Origin of the sequence: Enterobacter sp. MGH 24 (assembly GCF_000493015.1) — a bacterium.
In the GTDB taxonomy this organism is placed as follows: Bacteria; Pseudomonadota; Gammaproteobacteria; order Enterobacterales; family Enterobacteriaceae; genus Enterobacter.
The window spans coordinates 3,096,075-3,120,652 of the sequence record NZ_KI535657.1 but is presented as its reverse complement, the minus strand read 5'-3'; the positions used below and the strand labels follow the sequence as shown (position 1 = coordinate 3,120,652).

25 protein-coding genes and 2 tRNA genes are annotated in these 24,578 nt (G+C 55.8%); 13 read left to right on the top strand and 14 right to left on the bottom strand.

Annotated features, from left to right (window positions below; all coding sequences use genetic code 11):
* Nucleotides 1-11 precede the first annotated feature (11 nt).
* The gene (locus L370_RS07320) at nucleotides 12-947 is read left to right on the top strand and encodes a PDR/VanB family oxidoreductase (protein ID WP_023335181.1); all 936 of its coding nucleotides are present in this window, start codon (nucleotides 12-14) and stop codon (nucleotides 945-947) included.
* A 123-nt stretch (nucleotides 948-1,070) separates the two neighbouring features.
* Here the strand turns inward: L370_RS07320 and L370_RS07325 are convergent, their stop codons facing one another.
* From L370_RS07325 to L370_RS07340, 4 genes are read right to left on the bottom strand one after another with little or no spacing between them, the layout of a single operon-like run.
* Nucleotides 1,071-1,652 carry a DJ-1/PfpI family protein gene (locus tag L370_RS07325; protein WP_023335180.1) on the bottom strand — a complete coding sequence of 194 codons (582 nt, stop codon included), beginning with the start codon at nucleotides 1,650-1,652 and terminating at the stop codon, nucleotides 1,071-1,073.
* 23 nt (nucleotides 1,653-1,675) lie between these two features.
* Entirely contained in the window at nucleotides 1,676-2,866 is a 1,191-nt protein-coding gene (locus L370_RS07330; protein WP_023335179.1) for a glycoside hydrolase family 88 protein, read from the bottom strand.
* 13 nt (nucleotides 2,867-2,879) lie between these two features.
* Nucleotides 2,880-4,160 (bottom strand): oligosaccharide MFS transporter, encoded by a 1,281-nt coding sequence (locus L370_RS07335; protein WP_023335178.1) that lies wholly within the window; start codon nucleotides 4,158-4,160, stop codon nucleotides 2,880-2,882.
* Nucleotides 4,157-5,995 (bottom strand): DUF2264 domain-containing protein, encoded by a 1,839-nt coding sequence (locus tag L370_RS07340; RefSeq protein WP_023335177.1) that lies wholly within the window; start codon nucleotides 5,993-5,995, stop codon nucleotides 4,157-4,159. Before L370_RS07340 ends, L370_RS07335 begins: the two co-directional genes overlap by 4 nt.
* 229 nt (nucleotides 5,996-6,224) lie before the next feature.
* Between L370_RS07340 and L370_RS07345 the strand changes: the two genes are divergently transcribed.
* The gene (locus L370_RS07345) at nucleotides 6,225-7,091 is read left to right on the top strand and encodes an AraC family transcriptional regulator (RefSeq protein WP_023335176.1); all 867 of its coding nucleotides are present in this window, start codon (nucleotides 6,225-6,227) and stop codon (nucleotides 7,089-7,091) included.
* A 75-nt stretch (nucleotides 7,092-7,166) separates the two neighbouring features.
* Here L370_RS07345 and L370_RS07350 read toward each other — a convergent pair.
* Nucleotides 7,167-7,254, bottom strand: a tRNA-Ser gene (locus L370_RS07350).
* Nucleotides 7,255-7,532: 278 nt separating this feature from the next.
* On the opposite strand from L370_RS07350, the gene L370_RS07355 reads away from it, so the two are divergent.
* The 5 genes from L370_RS07355 to L370_RS07375 all read left to right on the top strand — a co-directional run bounded on the left by L370_RS07355 (nucleotide 7,533) and on the right by L370_RS07375 (nucleotide 12,671).
* The gene (locus tag L370_RS07355; protein ID WP_023335175.1) at nucleotides 7,533-8,669 is read left to right on the top strand and encodes a D-alanyl-lipoteichoic acid biosynthesis protein DltD; all 1,137 of its coding nucleotides are present in this window, start codon (nucleotides 7,533-7,535) and stop codon (nucleotides 8,667-8,669) included.
* Nucleotides 8,670-8,797: 128 nt separating this feature from the next.
* Nucleotides 8,798-9,916 carry an MBOAT family O-acyltransferase gene (locus L370_RS07360; RefSeq protein WP_023335173.1) on the top strand — a complete coding sequence of 373 codons (1,119 nt, stop codon included), beginning with the start codon at nucleotides 8,798-8,800 and terminating at the stop codon, nucleotides 9,914-9,916.
* On the top strand, nucleotides 9,913-11,346 hold the full coding sequence (locus L370_RS07365; RefSeq protein WP_023335172.1) for an AMP-binding protein: 1,434 nt from the start codon (nucleotides 9,913-9,915) through the stop codon (nucleotides 11,344-11,346). The genes L370_RS07360 and L370_RS07365 overlap by 4 nt, the downstream gene beginning before the upstream one ends.
* Before the next feature lie 17 nt (nucleotides 11,347-11,363).
* Nucleotides 11,364-11,582 (top strand): acyl carrier protein, encoded by a 219-nt coding sequence (locus L370_RS07370; protein WP_008499867.1) that lies wholly within the window; start codon nucleotides 11,364-11,366, stop codon nucleotides 11,580-11,582.
* 252 nt (nucleotides 11,583-11,834) lie between these two features.
* Nucleotides 11,835-12,671, top strand: a complete 837-nt coding sequence (locus L370_RS07375; RefSeq protein ID WP_023335171.1) for an alpha/beta fold hydrolase — start codon at nucleotides 11,835-11,837, stop codon at nucleotides 12,669-12,671.
* A 98-nt stretch (nucleotides 12,672-12,769) separates the two neighbouring features.
* Here the strand turns inward: L370_RS07375 and L370_RS07380 are convergent, their stop codons facing one another.
* The 4 genes from L370_RS07380 to L370_RS07395 form a co-directional block, all read right to left on the bottom strand.
* A complete protein-coding gene (locus L370_RS07380; RefSeq protein WP_023335170.1) occupies nucleotides 12,770-13,477 on the bottom strand; it encodes an SAM-dependent methyltransferase in 708 nt (235 codons plus the stop codon).
* Between the two features lie 9 nt (nucleotides 13,478-13,486).
* Nucleotides 13,487-13,744, bottom strand: a complete 258-nt coding sequence (locus L370_RS07385; protein ID WP_021240841.1) for a YjhX family toxin — start codon at nucleotides 13,742-13,744, stop codon at nucleotides 13,487-13,489.
* 291 nt (nucleotides 13,745-14,035) lie between these two features.
* Nucleotides 14,036-14,123 (bottom strand) — tRNA-Ser (locus tag L370_RS07390).
* Between the two features lie 130 nt (nucleotides 14,124-14,253).
* Nucleotides 14,254-15,882 carry an ABC transporter substrate-binding protein gene (locus tag L370_RS07395; protein WP_023335169.1) on the bottom strand — a complete coding sequence of 543 codons (1,629 nt, stop codon included), beginning with the start codon at nucleotides 15,880-15,882 and terminating at the stop codon, nucleotides 14,254-14,256.
* Between the two features lie 269 nt (nucleotides 15,883-16,151).
* On the opposite strand from L370_RS07395, the gene yccA reads away from it, so the two are divergent.
* Entirely contained in the window at nucleotides 16,152-16,811 is a 660-nt protein-coding gene (gene yccA / locus L370_RS07400; protein WP_023335168.1) for an FtsH protease modulator YccA, read from the top strand.
* A gap of 87 nt (nucleotides 16,812-16,898) precedes the next feature.
* A complete protein-coding gene (gene tusE / locus L370_RS07405; RefSeq protein ID WP_023335167.1) occupies nucleotides 16,899-17,228 on the top strand; it encodes a sulfurtransferase TusE in 330 nt (109 codons plus the stop codon).
* Here tusE and yccX read toward each other — a convergent pair.
* From yccX to L370_RS07420, 3 genes are read right to left on the bottom strand one after another with little or no spacing between them, the layout of a single operon-like run.
* Nucleotides 17,225-17,506, bottom strand: coding sequence for an acylphosphatase (gene yccX / locus L370_RS07410; protein ID WP_023335166.1), 282 nt, complete (start codon nucleotides 17,504-17,506; stop codon nucleotides 17,225-17,227). The genes tusE and yccX overlap by 4 nt on opposite strands.
* Nucleotides 17,507-17,517: 11 nt before the next feature.
* Entirely contained in the window at nucleotides 17,518-18,306 is a 789-nt protein-coding gene (locus L370_RS07415; protein WP_023335165.1) for an AraC family transcriptional regulator, read from the bottom strand.
* 10 nt (nucleotides 18,307-18,316) lie between these two features.
* Nucleotides 18,317-18,874: a kinase inhibitor gene (locus tag L370_RS07420; protein WP_023335164.1), complete on the bottom strand. Its 558-nt coding sequence runs from the start codon at nucleotides 18,872-18,874 to the stop codon at nucleotides 18,317-18,319.
* Nucleotides 18,875-19,047: 173 nt separating this feature from the next.
* On the opposite strand from L370_RS07420, the gene rlmI reads away from it, so the two are divergent.
* Both rlmI and hspQ read left to right on the top strand, forming a co-directional pair.
* Entirely contained in the window at nucleotides 19,048-20,238 is a 1,191-nt protein-coding gene (gene rlmI, locus L370_RS07425) for a 23S rRNA (cytosine(1962)-C(5))-methyltransferase RlmI (protein ID WP_023335163.1), read from the top strand.
* Nucleotides 20,239-20,298: 60 nt separating this feature from the next.
* Entirely contained in the window at nucleotides 20,299-20,616 is a 318-nt protein-coding gene (gene hspQ, locus L370_RS07430; protein ID WP_008499919.1) for a heat shock protein HspQ, read from the top strand.
* A 33-nt stretch (nucleotides 20,617-20,649) separates the two neighbouring features.
* On the opposite strand, the gene L370_RS07435 is transcribed toward hspQ, so the two are convergent.
* Nucleotides 20,650-21,063, bottom strand: coding sequence for a CoA-binding protein (locus tag L370_RS07435; protein ID WP_008499920.1), 414 nt, complete (start codon nucleotides 21,061-21,063; stop codon nucleotides 20,650-20,652).
* Nucleotides 21,064-21,236: 173 nt separating this feature from the next.
* On the opposite strand from L370_RS07435, the gene L370_RS07440 reads away from it, so the two are divergent.
* Together L370_RS07440 and mgsA are read left to right on the top strand one after the other, a co-directional pair.
* A complete protein-coding gene (locus tag L370_RS07440) occupies nucleotides 21,237-21,899 on the top strand; it encodes a curli synthesis inhibitor (protein WP_023335162.1) in 663 nt (220 codons plus the stop codon).
* 80 nt (nucleotides 21,900-21,979) lie between these two features.
* Nucleotides 21,980-22,438 carry a methylglyoxal synthase gene (gene mgsA, locus L370_RS07445; protein ID WP_023335161.1) on the top strand — a complete coding sequence of 153 codons (459 nt, stop codon included), beginning with the start codon at nucleotides 21,980-21,982 and terminating at the stop codon, nucleotides 22,436-22,438.
* Nucleotides 22,439-22,496: 58 nt separating this feature from the next.
* On the opposite strand, the gene helD is transcribed toward mgsA, so the two are convergent.
* A complete protein-coding gene (gene helD, locus L370_RS07450; RefSeq protein ID WP_023335160.1) occupies nucleotides 22,497-24,551 on the bottom strand; it encodes a DNA helicase IV in 2,055 nt (684 codons plus the stop codon).
* Nucleotides 24,552-24,578 lie beyond the last annotated feature (27 nt).

Here is a 24,578-nt window from a genome sequence, read left to right as displayed (position 1 = left end):
CGGAGGCCGATATGCTGAGCGTAATTGTTGACGGGCTGTGGCGCGAGGGCGACAAAAGCCTCGCCGTCAGGCTGGTGGCTGAAGACGGCGAAGCGCTGCCGCCGTGGCAGCCCGGCGCACACATTGATGTTCATCTGCCCTGCGGCGTGGTCCGCCAGTATTCCCTGACAGGGGCATCCGGGAACGAGAGCTATCTTATCTGCGTGGGACGGGAAACCGCCTCGCGGGGCGGGTCGCGCTACGTTCACGAGACGCTGCGTCCCGGGCAGACGCTAACGATCTCGACCCCGCGTAACCTGTTTCCGCTTGGTCAGGCAAAGCGGGTTTTGCTGCTGGCAGCGGGCATTGGCATTACGCCGCTGTATGCGATGGCCCTGCAGCTGAAGGCGACCGGAACGCCGTTTACGCTGCATTATTACGTCAAAAAACGCGAAAGCGCGGCGTTTGCGCGTGAACTCTCCCAGTGCGGTGAGTGCATCATTCATACCACCAGCCCGCGCACAATGCTGGCAGAGCATCTTCCGAAGGCGGAGGCGGGGCTTCACGCCTGGATCTGCGGGCCCGCAGGGTTTATGGAAAAAGTGCGTGAGGTCGCCACGGCGAAAGGGTGGGAGGACGACCACCTTCACAGCGAGGCGTTTCATCTCGCTGCTCCTGCCGCAGGCGGTGAAACCGGCGAGATTTTCACGGTCAAACTGGCCTCCACCGGGGAGCGCTGGCCTGTTCCTGCGGATAAAACCATCGCCCAGGTGCTGCAGGCAAACGGCGTGGACGTGCCGCTGTCCTGCGAGATGGGGATCTGCGGCGCCTGCCTGACGCCGGTGATTGACGGCGTGGTGGATCACCGGGACAGCGTGCAGTCGGAGGCGGAAAAAAGCTCAACCAACCAGCAGGTGGCGCTGTGCTGCTCGCGGAGCCATTCCGGGGAGCTGGTGATCGGGCTGTAAACCACCTGCACAGTCTTTCTTGCCGGGTGGCGCTGCGCTTACCCGGCCTACATTGCGCAGACTTTTCAATTGGTTGCACGTTTTATTGTAGGCCCGTGCAAGCGTAGCGCCGCCGGGCGAAACTCACAAATCGCAGGGATCGCTATCCTGCCACGCGTACTCAATATGACTGGCCTGATCGCGCGCCAGTGCCCCATCGCCCTGCAATCGCGCCGCCAGGGTAAAGGCGAAATCAAACACGTTGCCCAGCCCGCGGCCGCTTAGCAGATTGCCGTCCTCCACCACGTCGGCATTGACGTAAATGCCATCGCTGACCGTTTTCCACAACTCGCCGGAACAGACATAGCGGCGCCCTTTGAGCAGTCCGTTGCCGCCCAGCACGCGGGCGGCGGCGGAGCAGATCGGGCAGATATATTTGCCCGCTTCATCATGGCGGCGAACGAAGGCAATCACCTCCGCACTTTTCGCCAGGTTGACGCTGCCTTCCGGGCCGCCCGGCAGCACCACAGCGTCAAAGGTCCGATCGAGGCTGGCCTTCAGGGTGCTATCCGCCACCATTGAGATGGCGTGATAGCTCACAACTTCTCGCCTCTCGCCGCAGGCAATCGTCTGCACCGTCATATTCAGGCGGCGCAGAATATCGATAGTGACAATCGCTTCCCCCTCTTCAAAACCGGGGGCTAATAGCACGGCTACGCTTTTCATCTTGCTCTCCATTGCTTCAGGGGTTACCAGTACGGATGCCAAACCTGTCGCAGCCGCACCAGCAGCTCAAGATAGAAATAGTCACCCCAGCTACAGCACTGATCGACGCCCTTACCGCTGCCCATATGATAAACCGAGTGCTGCAGCAGCCCTTCGGTCGGATCGTCGTCATGAGCAAGGTAGTTATCGGTCAGCGACTGCGCAATACGCAGCGCCATCTCTTCATAATACGCACGGTTTGCGTCGAGCGTCGGCAATGCCTTGACCAGCTCCAGCAGGCCACAGGCGGCAATCGCCGCCGCTGAGCTGTCGCGCACGGCGTCGGTACCGAGCAGCGCCAGATCCCAGTGGCAAACATCATCCTCCGGCAGACGGTTGAGGAAGTAATGCGCCAGGCTGCGCGACAGCTCCACCATCTGCTTATCGCCGGTGTGCTGATAGCTGAGCAGGAAGCCGTAAATGCCCCATGCCTGGCCGCGCGACCAGCACGAGGTATCGCTATAGCCCTGATGGGTGTTGCCAAAGCGCGGCTCGCCCGTCTGCACATCCATATAGTAAGTGTGATACGTCGAGGCATCTTCACGCACGATATAGTTCGCGGCCTGTCCTGCATGAGCCGTCGCCGCCTGCGCATAGCGCGGATCCCCGGTCTGTTCGCTGGCCCAGTACAGCAGCGGCAGGTTCATATTGCAGTCGATGATCATTCTCCCCTGCTGCTCCGGGTCGTTTAAATCACCCCACGCCTGAATAATGTTGGCCGTCGGGTTAAAACGCTCCATCAGGCGCTCTGCTGCCAGCAGCGCCGACTGGCGAGCGGCTTCGTTGCCGGTGAGGCGCCAGGCGCTGACGCAGGAGAGCGAATAGAGGAACCCGAGATCGTGCGTTGCGGTGTCGATGCGCTGCTCAATACGCCGGGCGAACGACGGTAAATAGCGCTCGGCGGCTTCGCGATAATGCGCTTTGCCGGTCATCTCCCACGCCAGCCACAGCTGGCCTGGCCAAAAGCTGGTGGTCCATTCCACGTTATCGGTGCGCGGCCAGACCCCCTTCTCACAGGCTTCGCCGGGGAACTTATCGCCGAAGGCGACAATATTATTGTCGAGCTTGCGCGTTACGCGGGTTAAGGCCGCTTCCAGCTTCTGGCTCAGCGCCAGGCGATCGACCTGATGCAGTTCGATCGGCCGCAGCGCTTCGGTGATAACAGATTTGGTCATAACAACTCCTGAATTAATGTTTGGCCGGTTCAACCGGGGCGGTATCTAAAGCCGGAGCAAAGGCTCGTGAGTCATCGTGCGTCGAGTGGCAGCGCGATAGCGTAAAGGCGGAAATCAGCGTAAATATCAGGGCGCAGCAGCCCATCAGCAGATAGGTATGCTCAAAGCCTATCCTGTCGTACAGGTAGCCGGCGGGCGGGGCGACCACAATCGAGCCAACGTAAATCATCGCCTGGTAGCCCAGCAGGTACATCGTGGCGTTAACCCGACGATGGAAATGTTCGGCGATGTATTTGAAGACCGATATCAGCAGCAGCGCGATCTCGACGCCATAAAACGGTTTGATGATGGAGATAACAATCGGGTCGCTGGTCAGTCCGGAGGCGATCAGGCGTGCTCCGACCACGCAGCCGCAGAACAGCATGCCGCGCTTGGCGCCATAGCGGTTCACCAGCCACGGGATAAACATCATCATCAAGAACTCCATCCCCGACTGGACGGTGCTCAGGTAACCGTACCAGGCATTTCCCTGCTCTTTGGTGGCGAAAAACGACACAAAGTAGCGCGGGAACTGCTGTTCGGCGATAAACATCATCCACGCCACCCCGGCGACGTAGAGGCTGAACATCCAGAATTTGCGATTTTTCAGCAGCATCAGCACGTCGGCAAAAACGATCTTATTGGCGGAGATGACGTTGTTATTGCGCAATTGCTCGTCGCCGATTTTGAGGCTAATCAGCACCAGCAACATCACTACCGAGGTACCGCTGCTGAGCAGAAAGTTGGCCAGCGGCGTGAAGTTAAACAACAGCCCGGAGACCGAAGCGGCCATCGCCCAGCCCAGCGAACCCCACATTCTGATGCGGCCAAACTCCAGCCCGTACAGGCGGCTAAAACGGTCGGCGTAAGATTCAGACGCCGCCACGCCGGCGTACCAGCCGAGGCTCAGATACAGCGCGCCGATGATAATCCCCGCCATCGCATGGCTTTGCAGCAGCGGCTGGTACACCAGCGCGAAGAACGGCGCCATCAGCGCAGAAATGGCGCAGACAAAATAGAGCAGCCACTTGCTCATGCCGATTTTGTCCATGATGTAGCCGTACACCGGCTTCAGGACCACCGCGAAGACGCCGTTGATGGCGAACACGCTGCCGATGGTAACGCTATCGAGGCCCACTCTCTGGCTCAGCCATAGGGCGTAAAGGCCAAAGCTGGATGACCAGGTGAAGAAGTAAAGAAAAATAAAGGTACTCATTTTGTACTGTGCGGCGCGTACGGATGATGATGTGCTCATAGCGATGCCTCCGGGGCCAGAACGAGCGTCGTTTCCTGTCGTGCCGTCACGAAGCGTACCGCGTCATCGCTAAAGATGGCCTGTGGGTAGCGTTGCGGATCGAAGTCGACGGCATTTCCCGCCCACACCGCGCTTATCAACACATGCTTACCGGGGTCGAGCTCGCCGCGCAGCACCGGCACCGCCGCGCGCTCGGCGAACAGCAGATTACTGTTTGGCGGCGTCACCACCGTTTCGCCGCGGCGAGCGTGCGGATGTAAACAAAAGATGGCCGATACGTCCCGGGCAGTGCGTAACCAGCAGGCGCTGTCACTCTCGTGGACCTGCGGCTGCGGGCGGTTTGCCAGTCTAAAGCCGCCTTCTGCGCAATCCAGCGCGCGTCGGGTATTGATACGATGGACGCGCAGCTGCCAGTCGCCCAGCGCCAGCAGCCAGCTCTCAATCGCCACGTCGCGCCACGGCAGCCAGAGGCTGTAAATGGTACCGTCAGCGGTGACCACGTGCTGGCATTCGCGGCGGCCGCGCCAGTAGTTATCCTTTTCTGCCAGCAGCAGCGTCGAATCGGGCGCGGCATGGTTCAGGCCGTAGCGCCCGCGTTCGATGGTGAAGCCAAAGCGGGTGGAATAGGCAAATTTGCAGTATTTCGCTTCGGTATTCACAAAGTTGTTCAGCTCCAGCTGGCCAGAAGTCAGCATCCACAGGTGATCGGCCTGATGCACCACCACCTGGTCCGCGTGGGCTATCGTGTGCCGGGCGGGTAACGGTGGCAGCGGCAGCTCAGCCGCCTGCCAGAAGGCATCGCCCTCATCTAATGCCAGCACCAGCAGGGTCTTCAGGCCCCAGTACGGCGAACCCGGCGCGTTGTAGTCTTCCGCCATCGCCAGATTCGGGTAGCTGTAGCCGACGCTGAGTACGCCGTCGCGGTCGAACAGCGGCTGCTTCAGCCACCAGCGCAGATGGCGCAGAACGATGCCCTTAATCACGCCAGGCGAAAAGACTTCCAGCCCGGCGAAGGCCGCCGCACTCCAGAACGCCGCCTCGGCAAAGCGGTAGGTCAGGCTACGGCCAAACGGGATCGCCGCGCCGTCATCGGCAAAGAAATGAATGAAGTCAGAGGAGAAACGCGCGGCGCGGTGACGCAGCGTTGCGCAACGCTCTGGATCGACCTCGACCATGAGCTTCGCGTAAATCAGGCCATAGAAATGAAAGCCCATCGAGATGTAATAGTCGCGCGGCCGCCCCGGACCATCGGAGTACCAGCCGTCGCCGAGATAGTAGTGCTCCATGGCAGCAAAATGATTTTCCAGCACCTGCGGGTTGGTCGGCATGCCGCAATAATGGAAGCCGACCTGCACCAGAATCGGAAAGAAGTGCCAGTTGTTATCGGGGATCGCCTGGGTCTCGCACTGCTTTAGCCAGCGCCATAAATTCGCTTTCTCCGTCTCACTGAAGTGCGCCAGTACGGTATCGCCCGCCAGCGCCAGCAGCAGCCCGTAGGCTGCCATCTCGACGATTCGCTGATCGTAGGGCGCGACGTCGCCCCAGTAATCGGCATGCTGCGGATTGGTACCGTTTTTTATCGCCTGTAAGTAGAAAGAGAAACGCTGCGGCTCACTGCCGCCGGCCAACAGCGGCGTCACGCCCCACAGCAGGCGGGAAAACGTTTCCATGCTCGCGACCTGCTGGCCGTAGTGAGCGGTAAAGTTCGCTAAATCAATGCGGCTGGCGTCTTTTTTAAAATAAGGCGTCACCGCGTTCAGCATGTCGTTGACCAGCCGTAGTACCTCTTCCCGGCTTTTCAGTGGGTTATCCAGATGAATGTTTTCAGGTTGCACAGGGTCCTCCCGCATTACACGAGGGTAGAGATAAGTTATTGTTATTAGGCTTTTTAAAAGCCACGTGTGCGACGTCTGGATGAAGAGTAACTGCTTTTATTCCCGATGCTGAGTGAGCGGACTCACAAAATTGAACCGCTATTTCATTTTCACTGGATTTTGTCGATCGGGAGGGGGATAAATTACAAATGATGGACTAAAAATTTAAATCTGTTGTCCTGGAGGTAAAATGGGTGAAACGCAGCTGCTGGAACGCATTACGCTCGATCGGCAGGCCATTTCTTTTAACCGCATGTACGCCACCAGCGCGATTTACTACCACTGGCATCAATGCGTTGAATTGCTCTATATTTCCAGCGGCTACGGCATCGTGGTGGTGGATAATCAGCACTACACCGCCCGTCCGGGGCGATTATTTATCTTCCCGCCCTTCCGCTTGCACAAAGTACAGGTCGATCATAGCGATAAGAACCCCTATCACCGCACCACTATGCACATTGAGCAAGCGGTCGTCGAAAGTGCGCTCAGCGCCTTCCCGCGCCATCAGGCCCGGTTTGCCGCGCTGGCCGCCAGCAATCTGCCGGCGCAAATCTACGATCTCAGCGAGCACGCGGCGTTTATCGAGAGGATCCTTGAACAGTTTCAGCGCCTGGGGGGCAGCGAGCGGACCGAGGCCTGCGAGGTGGCATTTCTGGTGATGCAGCTCATGACATTCCTGCCCGAGCAGCCGCAGCCCTACCCGCCGCGCCAGCAGACCGTGGCCTCGCGGATTATGAGCTGGATTGAAGCCCACTATGCCAGCAAGTTTTCGCTCGACCAGCTAGCCCACGACCTGGGGCTCTCGCGCAGCTATACCTCACGCATTTTCCGCCAGCAGACCGGGGGCAGCATCCACGAATATTTGCTGACCCGGCGGATAAAAAGCAGCTGCGATCGGTTACGGTACAGCGATGAGACGATTGACGCCATTGCCCTGGCCGTCGGGTTTAGCGAGGTGACCTATTTCATCACCTGCTTTAAAAAGATGATGCGTCAGACGCCACTGCAGTATCGACGCAGTATCCTTAGCGCCAGAACGTCCCGTTCCCGTATTTGAACGTCATTAACAGATAGAAAGGGGTTTTCTGCGCATAAAAAAACCCAGGTCGCATAACGACCTGGGTTTCGAATTTGGCGGAAGCGTAGAGATTCGAACTCTAGAACCCTTTCGGGTCGCCGGTTTTCAAGACCGGTGCCTTCAACCGCTCGGCCACGCTTCCAAAGTGAGGCGCACTATAAACATCTATTAGCGCCTTGTAAAGCAGGAATTTTTCTATTTTTACCCATAGGCGTTTGACTGCGCAAAAGTCATCCAGGCGCTTGCCTCGCGTCACGCTCTGCTCACTTGTACATACCGTAACACAGCAACGCTCATCCTTTTAAACCGCTCTGGTATAGAATGCCAAAAAAAATAAACGGCCATTTGTTGTGTAATTGTTATAAATCTGAGTCCCCACAGATTGTAGAAATTACTGCCATGTAGTCTTACTGGTTGATAATGAAAATCAAAAATACGCTTTGCTTACATATCCTGATGGCGATCCTGGCCATATTGGTTCTTTGTATTCACCCGCTCGTGACGAGCTTCGATCCGCCGCTCACCTTCCAGCCGCTGATTAAATCAATGGCGGGCACGCCTAAAGAGCAAGCGGAAAAAATTGCCACTATTTCTCATGCCTTAGAAGGGAATGCTATTTTCTTCATCGGCGCGTCTGAGGTGGCCACCTCAGAAGATGAACATTACGCTGTCTATAATTACTTTAATAAGCAATTGCACCAACCCGTCGTAGCGTATGGCGATGCGTTCGTCGATGATGAAACGCAATTTCTATTTTTCTCACGTTTTAAAAATAGCCTTAACGCAAGTAGTAAAGTTGTTTTGCTTCTGGCTCCTGACAGTTTTTACTCCAAAGGGCTGCCACCGGCTATCTATGCCGATAATTTCCCCGGCTCTATTTTTAATCCGCTGATGAAGGATCCGCAGGCGCGCCCGCTGCTGGTTAATTATTTAAAGCATATTGATAGTAAAGAAATAAGCCATTTAACCTTTGGCCAAATGCGCGTCTTTGGCTGGCACCCCGATCTGATGTGGGACGAGCTGAGTTTCCAGTTTGCCAACGTCTGTACGATGATTAAAAACGACTGGCTAGCCCTGCTCCACGTGACGCCCGCGACGGCACGGTCCTGGCCGCAGCAGCCCACCGCCCACATAGCGCCTGACTGGGATAAAGAGCTGGCGAACGCGCGCGAGTTAAATAAAAAACGCCAGCAGAGCGCGGCCACGCTGTGGATGGACAAAACGATTTACGAAGAGGACGGTAAGCCGCAACAGTGGGATGACACGCCGGTCGTACCCGCACAAATCGCCGCTCTGAGTAAAACCGTCCGGCTGCTGAAGGACCATCACGTGCAGGTCATCGCTATCGTCGACCCGGTTAACCCGTGGGCGCTTTACAATACCGATACCTTCCGCCCGGTTGATAAGCAAATTAAAACCATTCTGGAAAGTAACCAGATCCCTTATTTAGATATGTACGCCATGCCTTATCAGAATGGCTGGAACTGGGATCGTTTGCACCCTTCCGAACTGGCCTGGGTTCCTATGATTCGCTTTATTGCACAGAGTTTTAAATGATGAAAATCGCGATCCGTCTTTTTTTCCTTTATCTCCTGCTGGCAATAACTATTGTCGCGTGGACCTCTGTCGATGACAGCATGAGTATGCAGCTGCATTTTGAATATCAAAAGTTCTGAGGCCGAATGATGTACAGCTCAGGCATGTTTTTCGTTTATTTGTTTTCCTCCGCCCTGGCGTTTGCGCTGGTCAATCGTGTATTACGCCATCGCCTGACCTGGCTATCCGCGATGTCGGTACTGACGGCAGTCGGCTGGGGCTATATATTTCAGGGGGATTATATTGTCCCCGCAGCCGTTTTTTTCAGTTTTTATGTTTTCGCCTCGTTAAAAGAGAAAGGATGGTTAAAAACATGGCAGGCGGTCGTTTTGACATTATTGCCGTTGTTGCTGGTGAAATTGCACTTAAATAACCACTGGGGCATGATCGGCCTCTCTTTCATGACGTTCCGCGCGGTGGACGTGCTGCTCTATCGCAGTAAAAAAGAAGGTCAGAATTTCCTGCACTATTTCTGCTATCTGTTTATGCCCTTTATTATCCTGGCCGGCCCCATGTACCGCTGGCGGACATGGATGAGTGATGTCAGCAAGCCCGTATTTGCCCTTAACCGCGAACAGTTTTTAGTCGCGTTAGAGCAAATCATTACCGGCATTGTCCAGAAGTTCCTGTTTGCCATGCTGATTGATTCGCTTGTCGTGCAGCCCTGGAGCCATAAGCCGTTTACGCTGACCGTCGGTGTGGTGATGTCGATTGCCTATAGCGCCTACCTCTACTTTGATTTTGCGGGTTACAGCAATATGGCCATCGGCGCAGGCCGCCTGTTTGGGCTCAACATCCCGGCAAACTTCAACATGCCGATTCTGGCAAAGAACCCGCAGGATTTCTGGCGCCGCTTCCACATCAGTCTGTCTGAATGGCTGCGCGATGTGGTCTTTATGCCCGTGTATATGAACCTGATGAAATTCAACTTTTTCCGCCAGAACAAAACGCTGGCGCAAAATATCGGTATTTTTTGCACCCTGTTCTGCATGGGGGCATGGAATGGCCTGGAACGCCATTACGTCATCAGCGGCGCGCTGTTTGGCGCGATTTCCGTCACGCATAACATGCTGCTGTGGTCAGCCAAACGCAGCCCGGCATTGCACCGCGGTTTGCAGCATCCAGCCGTTGCGTTTTTAGGGCGAATCCTGACGCTGGGAAGCGCAGCAGGATCCCTTTACATCTTTAGTGGAATGTCCCCTCTATGAAAAATCACTCCGATCTTCAGGAACTGCAGTGTTTCTTGCGTGCGGCATTATGCGATCCTACCTCCCCGCAGCAGCTGGCCATCAGCGGCAGCGACGACGCCTTAAGCTGGCTGCAGCTTTCCGCGGCCGTCACGGACTGGGCACTGCGCTATCAGCGCTGCCAGCCTGCTGCCGGTACGCCGGTCGTCTTGTACGGACACCAGCAGGCCGAATTCGCCGTGGCGATTTATAGCTGCCTGCTGCACAACATTCCGTACATCCCGGTGGACTGCATCTACCCGCAGGAGCGCCTCCGGGAGATCTGTCATCTGGCCAATGCCCCTTACTATTATGACGTCGCGACCCGGCAGTTCATCGCCACCGGTGAACCGGGCAAGGTACTGGAGGAGCAGGATCTGGCCTACATCATGTTTACCTCAGGCAGCACCGGTAAACCGAAAGGCGTGCAGATTGGGCGTGAAAGCGTATGGCACTTTATGAAATGGGTCAGCCGGGACTTTTCGCTGCCGGAAAAACCGGTGCTGATGAACCACGCGGTGTTCAGTTTTGACCTCTCCCTGATCCCTTTGCTGGCGAACCTGGCGATGGGCGGACACATCGTGCTGAACGCCAAAGACGATATTCAGAAAGCGAACTGGCTGGAGCGACTGAAAAGCAACGCCGTCTCCGCCTGGGTTTCCACCCCCTCTTTTGCGTACCAGCAGCTGCTTTCCCCGCAGTTTAACAGCGAGTATTTACCTGAACTCAGCGTCTTTATCTTCATTGGTGAAGTGTTGAATAAAGCGCTGGTTAAACAGCTCCGACGCCGTTTCCCGCAGGCCAAAATCATCAACTCCTATGGCCCTACGGAAGCGACTATCGCGACAACCGTGGTTGAAATCACGGATGAGATCCTGAACAGCGACACCGCCGTGCTGCCGGTGGGGGTCATGATGCCTGAGAGCAAAATGGAAATTTCCGCCGACGGTGAGCTGATTATCTGGGGTAAAAACGTCATGCGCGGCTACCTCGGCCTGCCGCAGGAGAACGCGGAAAAATTACTCCATCGGGAAAATGAAGCGTTTCGCGGCTACCGGACCGGCGATCTGGGCTATGAAGCAGGGCTTATTTACTGTCAGGGCCGCAACGACAGCCAGGTCAAACTGAATGGCTACCGTATTGAAATCAATGAGATTGAAAACCGCCTGCTGGCCATGTCCGGCATCAACGAAGCGGTGGTTCTGCCGCTGATGAAATCCTGCGGCAGCGTGCTGCGCATTGCCGCGTTCTGCGTGACGGAGCTGGCACCGGATACCATCAAAACGTCGCTGTCGAAGGTGGTTCCGCACTATATGGTGCCTTCACAAATTATCGTAAAAGACGCTTTGCCGCTGAATCCTAACGGCAAAATTGACCGCAAGCTGCTGGACGCTTACGCCCGCACAAATTAATGACTCCAGGAAAAATTATGGAACAAGAAATTCTCGCCCTGTTCGAAAAAGTGTTATCCCGTAAGGTGGGCTTTCACGATGAGCTGATTGAATCCGACATTCTCGACTCCATCCTGGCAGTCGATATGGTGCTGGAAGTGCAGGACGTTTACGGCTGCATGATCCCGCCAACTGACGTGGCGACGGTGCTGAAAACCCCGGCGGACCTTGCCCGCTATATTGAAGAAAACCGCTAAACGCCTCTGCTGTTAATGCTGCCCTGAAGGCTCTGGAGGATCTGTCCAGAGCCTTCATTCTTTCCCCCTCCCGCCTGAACGCTGTCTTGCCCCCTTTCACAGGAATGAAACCGACTGCTTTTACTATTTCACCTACACTTTAGGAGTACTGTCGGTACGGGAAACAGAATAAAGCCAACTTAATTAAGGCATTAGCGATTCGCTGCGCGCTCAGCCGGCGAACGTTTTGTCTTTAACAGAGGAGTCTGCTGTATGGCATTCGTAACAACGAAAGACGGCGTCAACATTTACTACAAAGACTGGGGTCCAAAAGAGGCTCAGCCTATTGTCTTCCACCACGGCTGGCCGTTGAGTGCCGATGACTGGGATAACCAGATGCTCTTCTTCCTCGCAGAAGGCTATCGCGTTATCGCTATCGATCGTCGTGGTCATGGGCGTTCGGACCAGGTGAGTGAAGGCCACGATATGGATCATTATGCGTCCGATGCGTCGGCCGTTGTAGAAAGCCTGGACTTACGCAATGCGGTGCACGTCGGCCACTCCACCGGCGGCGGCCAGGTCGCCCGCTATGTGGCGAAGTACGGCCAGCCGCAGGGGCGCGTCGCCAAAGCGGTGCTTGTCAGCTCTGTCCCGCCGCTGATGGTCAAAACGGACAGTAACCCCGGCGGAACGCCCATCGAGGTTTTCGACGGCTTCCGTAAAGCGCTGGCGGCTAACCGCGCCCAGTTTTACCTCGACGTCGCCAGCGGCCCGTTTTACGGCTTTAACCGGGAGGGCGCGGACGTTTCACAGGGTACGATCCAGAACTGGTGGCGTCAGGGGATGATCGGCAGCGCTAAGGCCCACTACGAGGGGATTAAGGCGTTTTCAGAGACCGACCAGACGGAAGATTTGAAAACCATCACGGTTCCCGTTCTGGTGTTGCAGGGCGATGACGATCAGGTCGTGCCGTATAAAAACGCTGCCCTGCTGCAGGATAAACTGCTGGCGAACAGCGTACTGAAAATTTATCCGGGCTTCCCGCACGGGATGCATACCACCCATGCGGACACCATCAATGCGGACATTCTGGCCTTTATCCGCTCATAACGCCGCGTTTCTTGCCGGGTGGCGCTGCGCTTACCCGGCCTACATTTGCACAATTCAATGCATGAACGCCACCCGAGGGTGGCGTTGTTTATGAGCTTTTAGCGCTTCTGCGCAACCAGTTGGATCATGTTGAAATAAGTCCCGGCGCCCGCGTCCATAATGGGTACCATCATCTCCTGGGCGATCTCGCATTGCATAAACTCATCCCACGCCTGCTGGCAGGTATCCATCTCCCGCACGGTGGTCAGAACCGAACCGGGCTCTTTTTCCCACAGCGCTTTCCACCAGGAGAGCGGATAGAAATACCACTCTGGCGTCCAGAAAGGCTTAACCACCTCCGGAAGATGCGTTTCGCTGTATTCCCCGATAAACCCGGGAACGGCAACCGCAATATGTCCTCCGGGTTTCAGGAAAGGTAGCAGCGTGCCCAGCATGGCGTCATTGTTGCCAAAGTATTGATACGCATCCACGCTCACGATCAGGTCGAAGTAATCATGCGCGAACGGGATCGCTTTCGTGGCATCAACCCGTAGCGGAAAAATTTTTCCGTCCAGACCCCGTTCGCTGAAACGCGCTGCGTTTTCGCTCGGCGTAATCCATAGATCGGCGGCAAAAACCGTGGCGTCATATTTTTCGGCGAGCAGGATAGAAGAGATCCCTTTCCCGCAGCCGAGATCGAGTATGCGCATTCCTGGATCAATCTGCAGTTGAGCAACCAGCTCCTCGGTAAGCCGCATGGCGTTTGGGCCCATCATGGTATCGAGCAAAAAAGCGCGGTCGTAGCTATCTGTGTAAGGTGTATTCATCACTTCTCCTTAGCGATTATCCAGCTGGGCGCGAACGTTGTTCAGCCCGGTGGTGTTGATGCGGTAAGGCTGCCCGTTCACGGATCGGATCAGCTTTTTGGTGCGGAGTTTTTTAAAGACGCTGAGCGTGCAGTCGCTCAGTACCAGCCCTTCACGGGTGTAGCACTCAACGGACGTGACGCGACCAGAACTGTCGCGGACGTGCACAATACGTCCACCTTTGGCGAGAACGTGTAAGGTACGTTGTTCCTGACGGGATAAATTCATACTGGAAAACCTGTGTAATCATCATGCGTAAAAACGAGCCCACACCTGCAGGTGCGTGCGTAAGGTTTAAGCGCAGCGATAACCAGTCCGTCCTGATAAGGGCGGGAAACTGATTATCTGATGAAAACATTCTCCAGCATCAAAGCCTCGGTAAGAGATGAAAAAATATTTACGGGGTGAATGATAACGCCTGATTTTTACAGGGGAATAACGGGAGGTTAAAAGTGTGAGGCGGATCGGTCAATCCAAAAGAAAAAACCCCAGGTTAACGAGTAACCTGGGGTTTATATTTGGCGGAAGCGCAGAGATTCGAACTCTGGAACCCTTTCGGGTCGCCGGTTTTCAAGACCGGTGCCTTCAACCGCTCGGCCACACTTCCTAAGTGAGGCGAACTATAAACACCTCACCGCGTACTGTAAAGAGTCGCGGCATTCGTTCGCTGTAAAAATAGTCAAAACGTGTTTAATCGGTTGAACTGACGACACATCGACGATTTTATCAGCACCCGCTTAGTGTTTTTTGATGTACATATCTTTCGTATAGTAGTACCCCAGCTTATCCGGCGTAAATCCTCCCACCCACGGTTTCACCAGGTGCGTACGGACGTAGTGATAAACCGGAATGGCCGGCACATCGCGTCCCAGCAGATCTTCCGCCTGCTGATAGTACTTACCCCGCTCCTCGGCTGTTTTGGCTTTAGCGGCATTCACCAGCGCGCCATCGTAGTCAGGATTGCTGTACTGGCTGGTGTTTTCACTGTCGCCGGTGCGGAAGTTGTTCAGGAAGGTCGTCGCGTCGTCGTAATCGGCAATCCAGGCGTAGCGCACCGCGTCAAAGTTGTGGGTGTGCATGGTATCCAGCATGGTTTTCCACTCCTGGTTTTGCAGCTTCGCGTCCACGCCGAGGTTTTTCTTCCACATGGAGCTGGCCGCAATCGCGATGCGCTGGTGCGATTCAGAGGTGTTATAGAGCAGGTTGAAGCTGAGAGGATGGCTTTCGTTGTACCCCGCCTCGTTGAGCAGTTTTTTCGCCTCGGCGATGCGCTTGTCCAGCGGCCAGCTGGCGTAATCGGGGTTTTGTAGCTTAACGCCGCCGATATCCGGCTGGCTGATGAGCCACGCCGGGCGCTGCCCCTGGCCTAGCACTTTTCCGGCAATGATGTCTTTATCCAGCGCCATGTTCAGCGCCTTACGCACGCGCGCGTCGTTGAACGGCGGACGGGTGGTATTGAATTCGTAGTAATAGGTCGCAAGCTGAGGTGAAACGTCCAGCTCGCTGCCCAGGGTTTTCTTGAGCTGAGCAAACTGGTTAATCGGCACCGTGTACACGATGTCAATTTCGCCCGCCTTATAGCGGTTCACGTCCGAGGCCTCAGACGTGATGGGCAGATAGGTGACCTTGTTAATCACGGTGTGCGCGTTGTCCCAGTAGCGCGGGTTACGCTCCGCCACGATGCGTTCGTTGACCACCCACTGCGACAGCTTATACGCCCCACTGCTGACGAAATGTTCCGGCTTGGTCCACTTATCGCCGAAACGGCCAATCAACACTTTATCCACCGGCATCAGCGACGGGTGCGCCAGCATCGCGAGGAAGGCCGCGTTTGGCTGCGTAAGCGTCACTTCCAGCGTGGTGTCGTTAATCGCTTTTACGCCCAGCGTGTCGGGCGCTTTTTTCCCTTGGGCGATATCGGCCGCGTTGACGATATGCATGTTTCCCGGATAGCTCGCGTACGGCGAAGCGGTTTTCGGGTCGATCAGGCGCTGCCAGCTCCAGACCACATCCTCTGCGGTAATCGCCGTGCCGTCGCTCCAGGTGATGCCCGGACGCAAATGGAACGTCCAGACGGTGTTGTCCTTGTTCTCCCATTTTTCCGCCAGTCGGGGTTGGACTTCTCCGGCCGGGGAAACGCTGACCAGCCCTTCGAATAAATCACTGATAATATTGAATTCGACATCGCTTTCGACTTTATGCGGGTCGAGCGAAGCCGGTTCACTGCCATTGTTTCTGACCAGTTCCTGTTTATCGGCCAGCGCGGTTCCTGCCGGCACGTTAGCCGCCCAGGCTGCCGTGCTGGCGCACAGGATCCCTGCGGTTAATAAAGAGAGCGTAAAGTGCGTGCGTGTTTGTGGTTTCATTTCCTTCGCCTTATAGTCTGTTTTATGACGATCCGGAAATAACTCTTAGCGTTCGAATGGTAATAACGCAATATTTTTCAGTAACCTATAAGAGCTTGATCTGGTAAATTGTCACAAACCGCTGTTCATACTGGCGAAACGGATTTCTGCAGAAGAAATAACCACCCCCTGCGCTAACGTGCTGAGTAAAGATGGGTAAAACCACTTTGAGACTGGCGTGTCGTTTCCTATTCTTTCCACTAATTACATCTGTCATAAGAGAGTGACTCATGGATCGTATAATTACTTCTTCACGCGACCGCACATCGCTACTCAGTACCCACAAGGTGCTGCGCAATACCTATTTCATGCTCAGCCTGACGCTGGCATTCTCAGCGATCACGGCCACCGCCAGCACCGTGCTCATGCTGCCGTCTCCGGGGCTGATCCTGACGCTGGTGGGTATGTATGGTCTGATGTTCCTGACCTACAAAACGGCTGACAAACCGGTTGGTATTCTGTCAGCGTTTGCCTTCACCGGCTTCCTGGGCTACATCCTGGGGCCGATGCTGAATGCGTATCTGTCTGCCGGAATGGGTGACCTTATCGGTATGGCGCTGGGCGGTACCGCGCTGGTGTTCTTCTGCTGCTCGGCCTACGTGCTGACCACCCGTAAGGACATGTCCTTCCTCGGCGGTATGCTGATGGCGGGCGTTGTCGTGGTGCTGGTGGGCATGGTGGCAAACATCTTCCTGCAGCTGCCTGCCCTGCATCTGGCGATCAGCGCCGTGTTTATACTGATTTCTTCAGGCGCGATCCTGTTTGAAACCAGCAACATCATTCGCGGCGGTGAGACGAACTATATCCGCGCCACCGTAAGTCTGTATGTGTCGCTGTACAACATCTTTGTCAGCCTGCTGAGCATCCTGGGCTTCGCCAGCCGCGATTAAGCTGCAGCGCTGTAAACATGGCCCCGCTTATGCGGGGCTTTGTTTTTTGTTACACTGCTGCGGTTTTTGACTGACGCGTGAATGACTATGTTGAGTTTTGAAGGCAAAGAGATCGAGACCGATAACGACGGTTATCTGAAAGAGAGTGGCCAGTGGAGCGAAGCGCTGGCAGGAGTCATTGCTGAGAAAGAAGGGATTACCCTCTCTCCCGAACACTGGGAAGTGGTGCGTTTTGTGCGCGAGTTCTATCTTGAATTCAACACCTCTCCGGCGATCCGCATGCTGGTCAAGGCGATGGCCAATAAGTTCGGCGAAGAGAAAGGCAACAGCCGCTATCTTTATCGTCTGTTCCCGAAAGGCCCGGCAAAACAGGCAACAAAGATTGCTGGTCTGCCTAAGCCTGTGAAGTGTATTTAATAGCGAATACCGAAGTTAACGTACTCCCGGCCGGGTTGATGCGGTTCCGTTAGCACCTTATCAACCCGCGCGCTGCGCGGCCCACCCGCTTTCAGCCACGCCACCAGCTTGTCGACCTGCTCCGCTTCGCCGCAGGCGACCACCTCAACGCTGCCGTCGTCCACATTTCGCGCGTATCCCGTGAGCCCAAGCTCAACCGCTTCGCGCTGGGTGCTGTAGCGGAATCCGACCCCCTGTACGACGCCGTGAACCCAGGCAATGGTGCAGACTTTTGACATTTTTCTTCTCCTTAACGTAGCGTTTTCGGCAAACAGCCATAGTGCTGCCGGAAACGGGCGGTGAAACGAGAGCTGGAAAGATACCCACATTGTAATGCGATTTCGCCAATTGGTAATCGGGTTGACTGTAGCTGTGACAAAGCAACGGCCATCCTCACCTCCTCCACGATCTGGCGAAAACTCTGCGACTCTTCACGTAAGCGTCTGCGCAGCGTCGGCACGCTTAAGGCCAGACGGCTGGCGACGTCCTGGGCGGTCCAGGCTCTGGCGGGCGACAGCATAATGAACTGCCGCACCTGCTCCGTCAGGTTACTGTTTCGCTCAACAAGCAGCGGTCCCGCCACGCCATCATGCAGCAAGGCCAGCAAAAGGCCAAAAGCCTGATGCTTTTGTAGCGCCTCCGGTAAATCCTGACGCACGGCGTGCAGCAGGTTGTCCCACATAAACGCCAGTCCCTCGCTCAGCGGGGCGCAGAGCGAATGCAACGTCGTGCGCGGCCAGGACTTCAGGTAATGCGCTTTAAACTCGGCGATAATCTCCGGGGACAACATCAGCAAATCCGAGTGAAACAGACCGTTTACAGGCTGATTGATAATCTCCATCGCCGTATTGGCCGGGATAATGATGAGCTCATCCCGGGTCGCCTCCAGGCGGTTATCATCCTGAACTATCACCTTAGTGCCGTGAGTGATATGACAAATAGCCGGAAAAAACAATTTAACCTGGTGCAGGCGATGCATTTTGCTGGCAGTCACTTCACCCGCCGTAAGATGGTTATGTCGAAAATGAAACTTCTGCACCCTGCCATCCTTATCTGCTGTAGGTTGCTGTTAACTGAGCCTTTGCCAGAACGTGACTATTGAGCATAAAACCGACCAGCGCGCCGCTGGCATTGTTGTCGACGGGAAGTTTATCCACGTCCAGGGCCCAGACGGTAATCTGATAGCGATGAGGCTTGTCCCCTTCGGGTGGACATGCGCCGCCGAATCCAGAATAGCCGAAATCATTACGCCCCTGCACAACGCCGGCAGGTAATTTCTCGCCGCTCGGGTTACCGGCATCAGCGGGCAGCGTCAGTGTCTTCGCCGGGATATTGGCTACGGTCCAGTGCCACCAGCCGCTGCCGGTGGGCGCATCCGGGTCATATACCGTGACGGCAAAACTTTTCGACCCGGCAGGCGGATTTTCCCATGCCAGCTGTGGAGAAGTATTTCCACCGTGGCAGCCAAACCCCTCGAATACCTGCTGTTGCGCCAGCCGGCGTTTGCCGGAAATATCCTGGCTGGTCATGCTGAAAGGCGTTGTTGCTAAAACCTGAAAACTCATCGCCGCCAGAGCGGCTATTGCTATCACACTGCGCTTTTTCATGGGTGCTCCCTCTGCTGTACCGGAAGCCCCACTGTAAAGCCTGCTGCAACATCGTAATGTGCCTAAGCGATTTGATTTTGTGCCGAAACGCTCAACGGCATCCGCAGATGATTGCGCCTTGCTGAATGTGGTAATCTACGCGCCATTTCCTGAAATCGACAGAACAGCAAATTATGAGTGTACGTTTAGTGTTAGCCAAAGGGCGCGAGAAATCATTACTGCGCCGTCATCCCTGGGTCTTTTCCGGCGCGGTTGCCCGTATGGAAGGTAAAGCCAGCCTCGGTGAAACCATTGATATCGTTGACCATCAGGGGAAATGGTTAGCGCGAGGCGCTTACTCGCCAGCGTCCCAGATCCGGGCTCGCGTCTGGACGTTCGATAAAGATGAAACCATCAACATCGACTTCTTCGTCCGCCGCCTGCAGCAGGCGCAGCAGTGGCGCGACTGGCTGGCAAAACGCGACGGGCTGGACAGCTACCGGCTGATTGCCGGTGAGTCCGACGGTCTGCCGGGCGTGACCATCGATCGCTTCGGTAACTTCCTGGTGCTGCAGCTCCTGAGCGCCGGAGCGGAATACCAGCGTGCCGCGCTGATTAGCGCGCTGCAAACGCTGTTCCCGCAGTGCGCCATTTATGACCGCAGCGATGTGGCGGTGCGCAAAAAAGAAGGCATGGAGCTGACGCAAGGCCCGGTCACCGGCGAACTGCCGCCTGCCCTGCTGCCGATTGAAGAGCACGGCATGAAGCTGCTGGTGGATATTCAGGGCGGGCACAAAACGGGTTACTACCTCGACCAGCGCGACAGCCGTCTGGCTACACGTCAGTACGTCGCCGACAAACGCGTGCTGAACTGCTTCTCCTATACCGGCGGCTTTGCCGTTTCGGCACTGATGGGCGGCTGTGCTCAGGTGGTGAGCGTGGACACCTCGCAGGAAGCGCTGGATGTGGCAAAACAGAACGTCGAGCTCAACAAGCTGGATTTGACCAAAGCGGAGTTTGTACGCGATGACGTCTTCAAGCTGCTGCGTAAATATCGCGACCAGGGCGAGAAGTTCGACGTCATCGTGATGGATCCACCTAAGTTTGTGGAAAACAAAAGCCAGCTGATGGGCGCGTGCCGTGGGTATAAAGATATCAACATGCTGGCTATCCAGCTGCTGAACCCGGGTGGAGTTCTGCTCACCTTCTCCTGCTCCGGCCTGATGACCACAGATTTATTTCAGAAAATCATCGCCGACGCCGCAATAGATGCTGGCCGTGATGTACAATTTATAGAGCAGTTCCGTCAGGCAGCCGATCATCCCGTGATTGCTACCTACCCGGAAGGACTGTATCTGAAAGGGTTTGCCTGTCGCGTCATGTAACTTGAAAAGAGAAATATTGCCCGCACATAACGTGTAAGTCGTATTTCCCGGGAGGTGACTATGATTGCCAGCAAATTCGGTATCGGCCAGCAGGTCCGCCACACTTTGCTAGGGTATTTGGGTGTGGTCGTGGATATCGACCCGGAGTATTCCCTTGATGAACCGTCAGCAGACGAGCTGGCGGTCAACGCAGAGCTTCGCGCCGCGCCCTGGTACCATGTGGTGATGGAAGGTGATGATGGACAACCCGTTCACACCTATCTGGCCGAAGCGCAGCTCAGTAGCGAGCTGCAGGAAGAGCATCCGGAGCAACCCACAATGGATGAGCTTGCTCAGACTATCCGCAAACAGTTACAGGCCCCGCGCCTGCGGAACTAAGCGTGTAAAAAAGCCCGATAAACGGGCTTTTTTTTACTTCGCCAGCCCCAGACGGGGAATGTCGATCGCCGGACAGCGGTCCATGACGACGTTCAACCCCGCATCCCGCGCCAGCACGGCGGCCTGCTCGTTAATCACGCCCAGCTGCATCCACAGCGTTTTCGCGCCGACGGCAATAGCGTCCTGCGCCACTTCCCACGCCGCCTCGGAATTACGGAAGACATCGACCATATCAATTTTTTCCGGCACGTCAGCGAGCGTGGCATACCCCTGCTGCCCCAGTAAGGTTTTCCCCGCCACTTTTGGCGAGACCGGGATGACGTGATAACCCTGATCGAGAAGGTATTTCATCACCCGATAGCTTGGACGATCGGGTTTATCGCTCGCGCCCACCAGCGCAATGGTCCGCGTGGATGTCAGAATCTCGGCAATATCGTTCTCTTTCATGGTTTTTCTCCTGGCTTTTTTAAAAGTGTACGCCAAACCGCACATCTCAACCATCCATCCCATACAGATGCATGAGGGCAAAACGGTGAAATATGTCTATATGTTAGTAAACGTGATTCTCGAAAAATCTAGATACATTAATGCGGCGACAGGATTTCTGACGGGAGCCTTCTATGAAAACCGGTATTGCCACTGCTCTGATTGCGTTAGTGATGCCGGTCTGCGTTTTTGCTACCACGCTCCGACTCTCTACCGATATTGACCTCCTGGTCCTGGACGGGAAAAAGGTCTCCAGTTCGCTATTGCGGGGAGCAGACAGCATCGAGTTAGATAACGGACCGCATCAGTTGGTCTTCCGGGTAGAAAAATCGATCGGTCTGGCTAATCACGAGCAAAGGATGTACATCTCCCCGCCGCTGATCGTCAGCTTTAATACCCGGCAAATCAGTCAGGTGAACATCACCCTACCCCGCCTTGAAACGGAGAAGGAATCTGCGGCCTTCGACGCGTCACCCCGCATTGAACTGCTGGATGGAGATGCGATGCCGATTCCGGTGAAGCTGGATATTCTGGCGCTAACGGTTTCACCGAAAGGTCCGGATTACGAGGCCGCGACCCAGACCTATAACAAAGCGGGTAAACGCGCCTCGCTTCCGCAGTTTGCCACCATGATGGCGGACGACAGTACGCTGCTATCCGGCGTCTCTGAACTGGACGTTATTCCTCCCCAGTCCCAGACTCTGACGGAACAGCGCCTTAAATTCTGGTTCCAGCAGGCCGATCCCGACACGCGGGCCCGGTTTTTACAGTGGGCAAAACAACAACCTTCATCATAAGCCACATTTTTTACGCCTTTCTCTTGCAGCGTCAGACGGTTCCCGTCATCGTGTAGGCAGTTAACCTGATGGATATGATTATGGAACTGACAACACGCACGCTGCCTGAACGCAAACACATTGCTCTGGTGGCGCACGATCACTGTAAACAAATGCTGCTTAACTGGGTTCGCCGCCATCAGTCTTCGCTGGAGAAGCACGCCCTGTCGGCGACCGGCACAACCGGTAACCTGATCCAGCGCGAAACGGGTCTGCAGGTGAACGCCATGCTGAGCGGCCCGATGGGCGGCGATCAGCAGGTCGGCGCGCAGATTTCCGAAGGGAAAATTGATGTGCTGATCTTCTTCTGGGACCCGCTGAACGCGGTTCCGCACGATCCGGATGTTAAAGCGCTGCTGCGTCTGGCGACGGTATGGAATATTCCGGTGGCGACGAACCTGTCCACGGCGGATTTCATCATCGAATCGCCGCAGTTTAACTCACCGGTGGATATCCTTATTCCGGACTATGAGCGTTATCTTTCCGAAAGGTTGAAGTAGCTTTTTTGCCGGGTGGCGGCTACGCCTTACCCGGCCTACAAAATCTTGCCAGACATCGTTATGGTTTACGCGCTACCGGCACATCAATACTCTTCAGGATATCGACAAACACGGATGGCTCCTCTTTATTGAACAGCAGCCACACGCGATGCCGCGCGCGGGTGATGGCCACATACAGCAAACGCCGCTCTTCGGCATCCGGGAAGTCTTCCGGCACCGGCAGTAAGGCCTCTTCCATTACCGACTCGCGGGCCGGAGCCGGGAAACCGTCGCTGCCCTCTTTCAGCCCCACCACAATCACATAATCGGCCTGCTGCCCTTTGCTGGCGTGAATGGTCATAAATTCAAGCTGCAGCTTCGGCCAGCGGGTGGCGGCTTTTTCCAGCGCCGCAGGTTTAAGGTGATGGTAGCGCGCCAGTACCAGAATACGTTCTTCGGGCTTTGCATAGCCGCTGAGCTTGTCCAGCAGGGGCTCCAGCTGGTCATCCGTCAGCAGGGTGACGGCTTTTTTATCCCCCGGCCGCAGGCTATTGAGCGGCTTAGCCAGCTGATGCGGGTTCTGCTGGATAAAGCGGTTGGCGATCTCGCCAATTCGTGAATTGAAGCGGTAGGTGGTATCCAGATCGCTGCGGTCGCCTTCGCCAAAATAGTGGTGGAACGCGGTCGTCAGGGAGAGCTGCGCCCCGCTGAAGCGATAGATGGCCTGCCAGTCGTCCCCCACCGCAAACAGCGACGTATGTTTATTTTGCGCCCGCAGCGCCGAGAGCAGTGCAGCACGCTGCGGTGAGATGTCCTGGAACTCATCCACCAGAATATGCTTCCACGGGCTGACAAAACGTCCCTTCTCAAGAATGATGATGGCCTGATGGATCAAACCGGAGAAATCGACGGCATTTTCCTCTTTCAGCGCGGATTTCCAGGCTTTCAGCAGCGGAGCCATCAGCTTGACCCGCTTCGAAAACAGATCGCGGATCGCCTCCGGCGCGCTTTCAATCATCTCTGCCTGCGTTCCACCGTGCATTCGCATCAGGCTGACCCAGCGGTCAAGTCGCGAACCCAGCCGACGCGCCAGTTTGTCATCCTGCCAGAAGCTGCCCTCTGGCACCTCCCAGTTGAGCTCCTCCTCCAGCCACTGACGCCACCCTTTCGCCTGTGCTTTTTTCTCACTGCACTGCTGGCGCCACGTTTTGATGAACAGCGCCTGACGCGCCTGCGCGTCGTTTTCCAGCTTACTGACGGAAGGCACTTTTTTACTGCCCTGCTGAATAATATGCAGCGCAAGGGCATGGAAGGTTCTGGCCGTGATGTCCCGGGTGTGCAGGCGCTCCTGGATGCGTTCGTCCATCTCCTGGGCAGCCTTGCGGCCAAAAGCCAGAAGCAGTATTTGATCGGCTACCGCTTCCCCGGTCGTCAGCAGCCAGCCGGCACGCGCCACCAGCACCGACGTTTTACCGCTACCGGCCCCCGCCAGCACCAGCAGCGACTGCTCGCCGTTGACCACCGCGCGCGCCTGGGCAGGATTGAGCGGTGAAGACTCCACCGTACTGAAAAAGTCGGCGTATTGGGTGAGCATGGCGTCTGTCCAGGCCTGGTTATGGGCGAGACGGCTTTTATCCTTATCATTCAGCCAGGCCTGACACTGGCGCCAGGCGTCGCGACAGTTGTCAAACTCGTCGAGACGCGTCACGGAGAGCGGCAGCGCCGAAAGTGCCTGGCGGATCTTTTGCTGCAGCCCGGCGGTCTGCTGACGGGTCAGCCACGCGTGTTGCGCGTTGCTTTGCGCGATATCGTCCAGCACCTGCTGGAGCACCTGGGCGGCAATCACGCTCATATCCTGGCTCCACTGCTGCCAGAGCGCGTTCAGGTGATGATGGAAACGCTGGGTTTCCGCCCACTCGGTGCCGTGAAGACGCACGACTTTATCGTCAGGCAGAACGAACTCCAGCTCGCCCCACACCAGTCCGCGTTTGCAGTGGATAGCCAGAAGCTGATTAAACGGAATAAGGTATTCGTGGCGTTCCCCGGAGACTTTCACCCCGGCATTAAGGAGAACAACCCTGTCGTACGGGTGTTGCGCCAGGCGTTTGCCTAACGACGTTGCTTTCAGTTCCATGTTCCGCCAAATCCACGAAGAGATAAT

Bases quoted from the DNA above. Each gene is read 5' to 3' on its own strand.
- rlmI (WP_023335163.1), top strand. From the start codon at position 19,048: ATGAGTGTACGTTTAGTGTTAGCCAAAGGGCGCGAGAAATCATTACTG.
- L370_RS07345 (WP_023335176.1), top strand. From the start codon at position 6,225: ATGGGTGAAACGCAGCTGCTGGAACGCATTACGCTCGATCGGCAGGCC.
- L370_RS07420 (WP_023335164.1), bottom strand. From the start codon at position 18,874: ATGAAAAAGCGCAGTGTGATAGCAATAGCCGCTCTGGCGGCGATGAGT.
- helD (WP_023335160.1), bottom strand. From the start codon at position 24,551: ATGGAACTGAAAGCAACGTCGTTAGGCAAACGCCTGGCGCAACACCCG.
- tusE (WP_023335167.1), top strand. From the start codon at position 16,899: ATGTTGAGTTTTGAAGGCAAAGAGATCGAGACCGATAACGACGGTTAT.
- mgsA (WP_023335161.1), top strand. From the start codon at position 21,980: ATGGAACTGACAACACGCACGCTGCCTGAACGCAAACACATTGCTCTG.
- yccX (WP_023335166.1), bottom strand. From the start codon at position 17,506: ATGTCAAAAGTCTGCACCATTGCCTGGGTTCACGGCGTCGTACAGGGG.
- L370_RS07375 (WP_023335171.1), top strand. From the start codon at position 11,835: ATGGCATTCGTAACAACGAAAGACGGCGTCAACATTTACTACAAAGAC.
- L370_RS07320 (WP_023335181.1), top strand. From the start codon at position 12: ATGCTGAGCGTAATTGTTGACGGGCTGTGGCGCGAGGGCGACAAAAGC.
- L370_RS07355 (WP_023335175.1), top strand. From the start codon at position 7,533: ATGAAAATCAAAAATACGCTTTGCTTACATATCCTGATGGCGATCCTG.
- hspQ (WP_008499919.1), top strand. From the start codon at position 20,299: ATGATTGCCAGCAAATTCGGTATCGGCCAGCAGGTCCGCCACACTTTG.
- yccA (WP_023335168.1), top strand. From the start codon at position 16,152: ATGGATCGTATAATTACTTCTTCACGCGACCGCACATCGCTACTCAGT.
- L370_RS07330 (WP_023335179.1), bottom strand. From the start codon at position 2,866: ATGACCAAATCTGTTATCACCGAAGCGCTGCGGCCGATCGAACTGCAT.
- L370_RS07360 (WP_023335173.1), top strand. From the start codon at position 8,798: ATGTACAGCTCAGGCATGTTTTTCGTTTATTTGTTTTCCTCCGCCCTG.
- L370_RS07335 (WP_023335178.1), bottom strand. From the start codon at position 4,160: ATGAGCACATCATCATCCGTACGCGCCGCACAGTACAAAATGAGTACC.
- L370_RS07380 (WP_023335170.1), bottom strand. From the start codon at position 13,477: ATGAATACACCTTACACAGATAGCTACGACCGCGCTTTTTTGCTCGAT.
- L370_RS07440 (WP_023335162.1), top strand. From the start codon at position 21,237: ATGAAAACCGGTATTGCCACTGCTCTGATTGCGTTAGTGATGCCGGTC.
- L370_RS07325 (WP_023335180.1), bottom strand. From the start codon at position 1,652: ATGAAAAGCGTAGCCGTGCTATTAGCCCCCGGTTTTGAAGAGGGGGAA.
- L370_RS07365 (WP_023335172.1), top strand. From the start codon at position 9,913: ATGAAAAATCACTCCGATCTTCAGGAACTGCAGTGTTTCTTGCGTGCG.
- L370_RS07385 (WP_021240841.1), bottom strand. From the start codon at position 13,744: ATGAATTTATCCCGTCAGGAACAACGTACCTTACACGTTCTCGCCAAA.
- L370_RS07435 (WP_008499920.1), bottom strand. From the start codon at position 21,063: ATGAAAGAGAACGATATTGCCGAGATTCTGACATCCACGCGGACCATT.
- L370_RS07395 (WP_023335169.1), bottom strand. From the start codon at position 15,882: ATGAAACCACAAACACGCACGCACTTTACGCTCTCTTTATTAACCGCA.
- L370_RS07370 (WP_008499867.1), top strand. From the start codon at position 11,364: ATGGAACAAGAAATTCTCGCCCTGTTCGAAAAAGTGTTATCCCGTAAG.